General features: G+C 54.5%; 11 protein-coding genes and 1 tRNA gene. 6 read left to right on the top strand and 6 right to left on the bottom strand.

Annotated elements, in window-relative coordinates:
* A partial coding sequence (locus H597_RS0113305) for an IS630 family transposase (protein ID WP_028102582.1) occupies positions 1–340 on the top strand: 340 nt, incomplete at its 5' end.
* A 266-nt stretch (positions 341–606) separates the two neighbouring features.
* Here H597_RS0113305 and H597_RS0113300 read toward each other — a convergent pair.
* The 4 genes from H597_RS0113300 to H597_RS36230 form a co-directional block, all read right to left on the bottom strand.
* Entirely contained in the window at positions 607–819 is a 213-nt protein-coding gene (locus H597_RS0113300; protein WP_028102581.1) for a hypothetical protein, read from the bottom strand.
* Positions 820–1,472: 653 nt separating this feature from the next.
* A complete protein-coding gene (locus H597_RS0113290; protein WP_154668092.1) occupies positions 1,473–2,093 on the bottom strand; it encodes a hypothetical protein in 621 nt (206 codons plus the stop codon).
* A gap of 65 nt (positions 2,094–2,158) precedes the next feature.
* The gene (locus H597_RS36235; RefSeq protein ID WP_371850730.1) at positions 2,159–2,434 is read right to left on the bottom strand and encodes an FCSD flavin-binding domain-containing protein; all 276 of its coding nucleotides are present in this window, start codon (positions 2,432–2,434) and stop codon (positions 2,159–2,161) included.
* A gap of 76 nt (positions 2,435–2,510) precedes the next feature.
* Positions 2,511–2,915, bottom strand: coding sequence for a hypothetical protein (locus tag H597_RS36230; protein ID WP_371850729.1), 405 nt, complete (start codon positions 2,913–2,915; stop codon positions 2,511–2,513).
* Between the two features lie 864 nt (positions 2,916–3,779).
* On the opposite strand from H597_RS36230, the gene H597_RS34830 reads away from it, so the two are divergent.
* The 5 genes from H597_RS34830 to H597_RS33290 are packed head-to-tail and all read left to right on the top strand — an operon-like array spanning position 3,780 to position 5,089.
* A complete protein-coding gene (locus tag H597_RS34830; RefSeq protein WP_154668091.1) occupies positions 3,780–4,010 on the top strand; it encodes a hypothetical protein in 231 nt (76 codons plus the stop codon).
* Positions 4,007–4,216: a hypothetical protein gene (locus H597_RS0113270; RefSeq protein WP_028102578.1), complete on the top strand. Its 210-nt coding sequence runs from the start codon at positions 4,007–4,009 to the stop codon at positions 4,214–4,216. The genes H597_RS34830 and H597_RS0113270 overlap by 4 nt, the downstream gene beginning before the upstream one ends.
* The gene (locus H597_RS34825) at positions 4,216–4,380 is read left to right on the top strand and encodes a hypothetical protein (protein ID WP_154668090.1); all 165 of its coding nucleotides are present in this window, start codon (positions 4,216–4,218) and stop codon (positions 4,378–4,380) included. Before H597_RS0113270 ends, H597_RS34825 begins: the two co-directional genes overlap by 1 nt.
* Complete coding sequence (locus tag H597_RS34820; protein WP_154668089.1) at positions 4,377–4,604, top strand: hypothetical protein; 228 nt, start codon at positions 4,377–4,379, stop codon at positions 4,602–4,604. The genes H597_RS34825 and H597_RS34820 overlap by 4 nt, the downstream gene beginning before the upstream one ends.
* Before the next feature lie 59 nt (positions 4,605–4,663).
* Positions 4,664–5,089, top strand: a complete 426-nt coding sequence (locus H597_RS33290; protein ID WP_051293766.1) for a hypothetical protein — start codon at positions 4,664–4,666, stop codon at positions 5,087–5,089.
* Between the two features lie 103 nt (positions 5,090–5,192).
* Here H597_RS33290 and H597_RS0113255 read toward each other — a convergent pair.
* Together H597_RS0113255 and dnaQ are read right to left on the bottom strand one after the other, a co-directional pair.
* Positions 5,193–5,267 (bottom strand) — tRNA-Val (locus tag H597_RS0113255).
* 11 nt (positions 5,268–5,278) lie between these two features.
* Positions 5,279–5,980, bottom strand: a complete 702-nt coding sequence (dnaQ, locus tag H597_RS0113250; RefSeq protein ID WP_028102576.1) for a DNA polymerase III subunit epsilon — start codon at positions 5,978–5,980, stop codon at positions 5,279–5,281.
* Positions 5,981–6,000 lie beyond the last annotated feature (20 nt).

Below are 6,000 nucleotides of genomic sequence, written 5' to 3'. Positions count from 1 at the left end.
TATCGTTGCCAACCAACCCAGGCGCAAAGAAATCCACGTCATCGCAGATAACCTCTCCGCCCACAAGACCAAGCTGGTCACCGCCTTCCTCGAACAGCATCCGAACGTCCACATGCACTTCACCCCGACCTACTCGTCCTGGTTGAATCAGGTTGAACTTTGGTTCGCCAAGATCGAACGTGACGTGATAGCACGTGGCGTATTCACTTCAGTCAAGGATCTCAAGGCCAAGCTCATGCGCTATATCCGCAAATACAACGAAGCGCCTAAGCCTGTGAAGTGGAAATACTTCGACGCCAAACGGCGCATCACTACGGATTCAACTGTTACAGTCCACTAGTTGCCGGGCAGAAGGCAGATTCACGACTAGCGGAGGCCAGTCCCACCTGGTTTCCTTGATCGGGGGCACGCCATTGTATGAAGCCCCCTCGTGGCGGTATAGCGAATGCTGTGCCTGCCTTGCTGGCACGAGTGCCCGGTTCCCCATAAGCCCGCTCATCTCTTGGCTGAGAGGTTGCCGCGAACAATGCAACCGACTCGTAACCGCGTAGGTTTCAACCTCGCGTCTGCGGCACGTATAAGATGCGCGCCTTCAGTAAAGCGCTATTATCCAGCGAAGAACATAATGACGCCGATAACCAGACCTAACATCGCTGCAATCCTCACGATCTTTTCAAATGCCCTGATCGCCAGAGCTTTGCCATAGGTCTCGAATCCCTCCAAGCCGAACTGATTGCGGCGCATGAACGCACGGTTTCCAAGCCAGTAGAAAACGAAACAACTGAAGAGAAACAGTGCAATTCCGATCACCTTGATCATTTCCTAGATTCCTTTTCTCCAGACCTTGGCTAGGGTCGGTTGTTCAAAAAAACATCCTCGGCTGCTTCAATACAAAGCAATTCCGCTGTTCTTTGCAATTCTCGAATTTTTTGCCAGCGGCCCCCTCCATCAATGGCATGGCGACGACACTGTTGCTGAGGCTTATTTTAACTGCAAGTTTTCAAAGATTGCAATGTCGTTGGATGGGGCGTATTGGCCGGGGTCGTATTGTTTTGTTGGGATCGCGGCACTGAGGCACGGGAAATGCGCGTACCAGCTGTAGCCGCGAGGTGAAGCCCCTACCTTTTTCGAACCAAAGCAAAGTCCACCGCAGTAGCAGTACCTACAGCCCCTATTACATTTCCCACCAACATCGAGCGTAGATCAATAGAACTATGACGAGTTGAGAAACTTAACACCCCCCGTAGATTTTGGCTACCTCGTGGTAGCGCGCGGCAATCCAGATGCCAAAATCGATACGCCGGACCTTATGCTGTATGTCATCCAGAATGCTAAGAGCGCAAGAGACAAGGGAATACAGCCAATGTCAAAAAGCGACTTCTTTGAGTTGGCCAAGATGATTTCAGCCAGTGTTGCTCATCGGGCGCTCAACTAGATTCCGAGAATGAATTGAAGGTCTTTAACAGTTAAGGTCAGTATTCTGTGACCAGTGTCAGCTGAATCGCATTGCCCCCGGCATCGTGAAATAAGCTGCACAACGAGGCATGGCAGATGAAGGAAGCGCTCAGCGCACCACCCAGCTGGAAGAACAGGCGCTGCTGTAACGGCATTTCTTCCAGCAGTGCTGCATTCAGGCTGTATGAGTACACCTGTTCCAAAAGGTGTCCGCCCAATGACACGGGGTCTTCTTCGCGATCGTAATCCGAATGCTCCCTATCCCAGCAATCAAAGCGGGCGGCGAAGGCCAGGTACCAATAGCCATCGTACGTCCTGCCATCATCGTGGACGTAATGGGCCGGATGCATATGCAAGTCCGGAACAGCAAGTGCCAAGAGCGCCTGTCGCAGTTCATCGCGCACCAGCATATTCGAGCCCTCGAACAAGATTGCTGGTGGTGATTTGATCGCTGCGCCCCCGTGCCTTGCGTTGTATTCCCTTGCTCCGCTGAAGAACACTAGTGGTGGGGATGACAGTGATTGCGGGGCATATCGAAAGTCGCGCTCACTTGTCACTTCATCGGGGGTGAGCGAAGGCAGATCCTCCCGCTTTTTGGGCCTGCCTAGAAAGTAGTATCCCGCGTCAAATTTGTTCATTGCCTTGCATTTTCCTAGCCTTCATTTCGATGTGCACTATAGCCTAAAGTCCCACGATGTCGCGCTCAACTCAACATATCGCTCCAGATATTACTGGCCCAGTCATGGGCGTGAATACATTCCTGCTGGCTGGGGCCGGCCGATATTCCCTCGCTACCGGGTACTAGCTGATGACGCTTCCTCGCTGCGCTATAGGTAAGGACAGAAGCGGAACGGATCACTTCATTCTCATTGATGAAGCTGCAGCAGGCATTGCTCCATAGCGCCTGCTGCGAGGGAGCTCGCGCCTGCAGAAGATCAACCACGGCAGCTGCGCAGACCTTGGCATGCTGATTGGCCATGTGACCCGACTTACGCATCAATGGCGAGGTTTTAATCGCATCGCCAAGCACATGGACATATTTGGCCTGCGTCGACTCAAACGTCAGCAAGTCTACTTCGCACCAGCGCTTGTCGGCGTTGGCCAGTTCCGTTTGTACGGCAATGGCTGCCGCGCGCTGTGGCGGCACTACGTTCAGCACGTCGTCCTTGACCTTGTCGCCCGATGCCGAGAGGGATGACGGTATTGGCGCCAACATCGACATCGGTTGTATTGAAACCGGGGCGATATTCGATGATGCCAGCATAACGCTCACGCCAGACCTTTTTGAAGAGCGCGCCCTCGCTGCCAATGTCGGCATTGGCATCCAGTAGCAGAAGCTTGGATTTCGACTTATGGCGGCTGAAGTAGTGGGCGATCTGGCAGGCCCGCTCATAAGGCGCCGAGGGGCCGCGATACGGTGCGGCGGGAATACTCAGCACGCACACGCCTCCGTCCGCCATCGCCTCCAACTGCAAACGCAGGGCAACCGTTTGCGGTCCGGCCGTCCACGCATGCAGGATCTTGTCCTGCGCCCCTTCCGCTTGCATGCCTGGATAAGCGCTCCAGAGCAGTTAGACACCCAGGCCAGCGCGAGCGATATCGCCAGGCAGACGACAATCGCCCTTGAGCGGAATAAGCGCAGGAATATGTGAGGGAGATCGTCAGGTCGGATTGAGCATCTGATGTTCGGCCATCCAAAGGGGCAGTTCAACGACCGTCCCTAGATCACCGTCGTCAAAGCGGAATCGCCACACGCCATACCTGTCCTTGCACGTCCACCCATCAACCACAAGGGCGTCATACGGTGCGACGGAGTTCTTAACGTCGACCTTGTATCTCTTCCCGACCACCTTATGTGATGAAAAGATGGCCGTCTGAGTGCGCCCCGTATTCATCAAACGGTACGCTGCGTTTCTAAAATTGGTAGTCATAGGGAATCCTTATGAAAAAATTACACTTCGATGAATTTTTCCTGATCGATCGACGTCTTGAATAATAAGCGATGTAGGACCGCAGCGAAGGTGGTAAAACGACACCAAAACGCCAAAAGAAAGTACGATGTAACCGACGAAACTGGTCTTGTAAACGACCTGGAACCGCCTATAGTGAAAGAGCCGAGACACATTCTCGGCCGGGTTTGGAAGCCCGAACTGACAAAGGCGGACAACCGCCAACCGGCGGATTTTTTTCGTCCGTACCACGCTCCCAATGGGTGGCGATGGTGTGGGAGGCTTCGGCCTGCCGGTTGCCTTTGTCGCCGGTCTTCCAACCCCGCCATTTGCCGCCCCCCTCCTTCGGGTGCGGCCCAACTCTGGGAGCCGATCATGTCCAAAGTCGAAAAAGCCAAGAATGCAAGGGAAGTCTCTGATACCGCCGAGGCAATGCAATTGATTTTCGCTCAGTTGCATGACTTCATCCGAATCAGCTTGGATCAGATGCAAGACGAGCAAACAGTCAGGCTTGCCGAAACCGCGCTCAGGGCGGCCAAACGCTTCTTGGAGGACGCTGAAGCGATGAATGACTCTCTGATCTTTTACAAAGGAGAATCAGCATGAACACCACCGCCGACGCCCGTGACCCGGACGATATTTACGAGGATTTGACTCTCAAGACATGCCACATCAGCCAAGCGCTTGACTTGGCGATCAATGCGCTCCCAGAGAAGTACGAGCATGTGGCATCCACGCTATTCCTGCTCCAGGGTAGCCTGAAGGACGTGAACAAAATCGCGGCAGAACTGCGTGATCGGGGGCAGTCGTGATGACCGACCTCAAGACGCCCGAAGAGGAGCGCGCAATCTACGCCTTCAGGCACATGGACCAGCGCAGGCAGGAAGAAATCCTGCGCCATATGGAGAACATGGCCGATGCCCATCCGATGCGGAAGCCAGTGCGCCCCCAGATGGTTAAGGGAGGCAAATCATGAAATCGGTCAAACCTGACTGCCTTTCATCGGCCGAGCAGCAATTAATTGCGTGGTTCAGAACCACTGATGATCGCGGGCAAGATTGGATCATGAGGGCAGCACAACTTCAGGCTCGTGATCACCCCAGGCCACCACCGCCGCCACGGCTTAAGGTAGTAGCGGGCGATGACCAGCCCAAAACGCCGCAGCGCCGCCGCAAGGCACCGGAACTCCACTTGGTGTAGATCGTCGTGCGCAGCCCTTAAAACTGCCTTCCAAAAACATTTGACGAATAGTGACCAAAATGAGCGATACCGAGGAAGAGAGACTCATTGCGGCTTTTCGATCTCTGGCCGCGGATCGAAGGGCCGCAACGCTACGAGCGATCGAAGTACAAGCGCAAATGGACTTGGCTAAGAGTATTCAGCGTTCTAAGCCGATTGTCTGCTCGCCGACTGAGATCATCGAAGTCGATCTCATCGACAAGCTGGCGCTGGCAATCAGCACACACTTAAAACCGCCGCCTATTCCACTTTCTGTCGATCTTTGGGACATTGGGATCATCGCGACATTCCTGAAGCGCGAACCACAGGTAGTCCGCGAGCGTATCGCGTGTATGCCTTCCTTCCCAAGGGCGATAAGACTGCCGACGAAGAATTGTCGTACACAGCCGCTTTACAAGGCGAAGGAAATCATCGAGTGGGCCGAAAAGCACCAGGAGCGGAACTAATACCTGCAAATGTGGTGTTAAAACGACTTTCCGGACTTTTTCCGGACCATAAAACACAAAGGGCCTGCGATCATCGCAAGCCCTTGTTTTTATTACTTAATCCTGGTGGGAAGTGCAAGTTTCGAACTTGCGACCCCTGCAGTGTGAATGCAGTGCTCTACCCCTGAGCTAACCTCCCGAGTGGCGCTATTATAGACTAGGGGCACGCCAAATACAAGTTCCTTTAACCGCCTTGTCCAGTCCGTCCAGCAGCGCGGTATGCTCTGCAGCCTCGGCTTCGCTGGCGCGCAATACCAGCACCTCCGCCAGCGCGATTTCCGCCATCTGCAAGCCGCTGCCGCTATCTTCGACAACGATGTCCATGCCCAGGCTGTTTTGCCCACGCGTCATCGACAGGTAGACGTCGGCCAGCAATTCCGCGTCCAGCAGCGCGCCGTGCAGCTTGCGGTGCGCGTTGGAGATGCCGAAGTGATCGCACAGCGCGTCCAGCGAGTTACGCTTACCTGGACGCATTTCCTTGGCCTGGGCCAGGGTGTCGATCACACCAACGATATGGGACTCAAAGCTTGGCAGCTTCAGCATGCCGAATTCGTGGTTCAGGAAGGCCAGGTCGAACGGTGCGTTGTGGATGATGATTTCCGCGCCTCTGACGAACTCGCGGAAGTCCTCCACCACTTCGTGGAAGCGCGGTTTATCGCGCAGGAATTCAGTGGTCAGCCCGTGCACCGCCAATGCGCCCTCTTCCGAATCCCGCTCAGGATTGATGTAGCGGTGGAAGTTATTCCCGGTCAGCTTGCGGTCGATCAGTTCGACGCAGCCAAGTTCAAGGATCCGGTTACCCTGTTTCGGGTTAATGCCGGTAGTTTCGGTATCGAGTACAAGTTGACGCATAAATCTTCACGAAAGTGTTC

Source organism: Pseudoduganella violaceinigra DSM 15887 (assembly GCF_000425385.1).
In the GTDB taxonomy this organism is placed as follows: domain Bacteria; phylum Pseudomonadota; class Gammaproteobacteria; order Burkholderiales; family Burkholderiaceae_D; genus Rugamonas; species Rugamonas violaceinigra.
This window is presented reverse-complemented; position numbering and strand designations above follow the sequence as displayed.

Excerpts from the sequence above, each read along its gene's own strand:
- H597_RS33290 (WP_051293766.1), top strand. The coding sequence starts at position 4,664 with ATGAGCGATACCGAGGAAGAGAGACTCATTGCGGCTTTTCGATCTCTG.
- H597_RS34825 (WP_154668090.1), top strand. The coding sequence starts at position 4,216 with ATGACCGACCTCAAGACGCCCGAAGAGGAGCGCGCAATCTACGCCTTC.
- H597_RS34830 (WP_154668091.1), top strand. The coding sequence starts at position 3,780 with ATGTCCAAAGTCGAAAAAGCCAAGAATGCAAGGGAAGTCTCTGATACC.
- H597_RS0113270 (WP_028102578.1), top strand. The coding sequence starts at position 4,007 with ATGAACACCACCGCCGACGCCCGTGACCCGGACGATATTTACGAGGAT.
- H597_RS36235 (WP_371850730.1), bottom strand. The coding sequence starts at position 2,434 with ATGGCCAATCAGCATGCCAAGGTCTGCGCAGCTGCCGTGGTTGATCTT.
- H597_RS34820 (WP_154668089.1), top strand. The coding sequence starts at position 4,377 with ATGAAATCGGTCAAACCTGACTGCCTTTCATCGGCCGAGCAGCAATTA.
- H597_RS0113300 (WP_028102581.1), bottom strand. The coding sequence starts at position 819 with ATGATCAAGGTGATCGGAATTGCACTGTTTCTCTTCAGTTGTTTCGTT.
- dnaQ (WP_028102576.1), bottom strand. The coding sequence starts at position 5,980 with ATGCGTCAACTTGTACTCGATACCGAAACTACCGGCATTAACCCGAAA.
- H597_RS0113290 (WP_154668092.1), bottom strand. The coding sequence starts at position 2,093 with ATGAACAAATTTGACGCGGGATACTACTTTCTAGGCAGGCCCAAAAAG.
- H597_RS36230 (WP_371850729.1), bottom strand. The coding sequence starts at position 2,915 with ATGGCGGACGGAGGCGTGTGCGTGCTGAGTATTCCCGCCGCACCGTAT.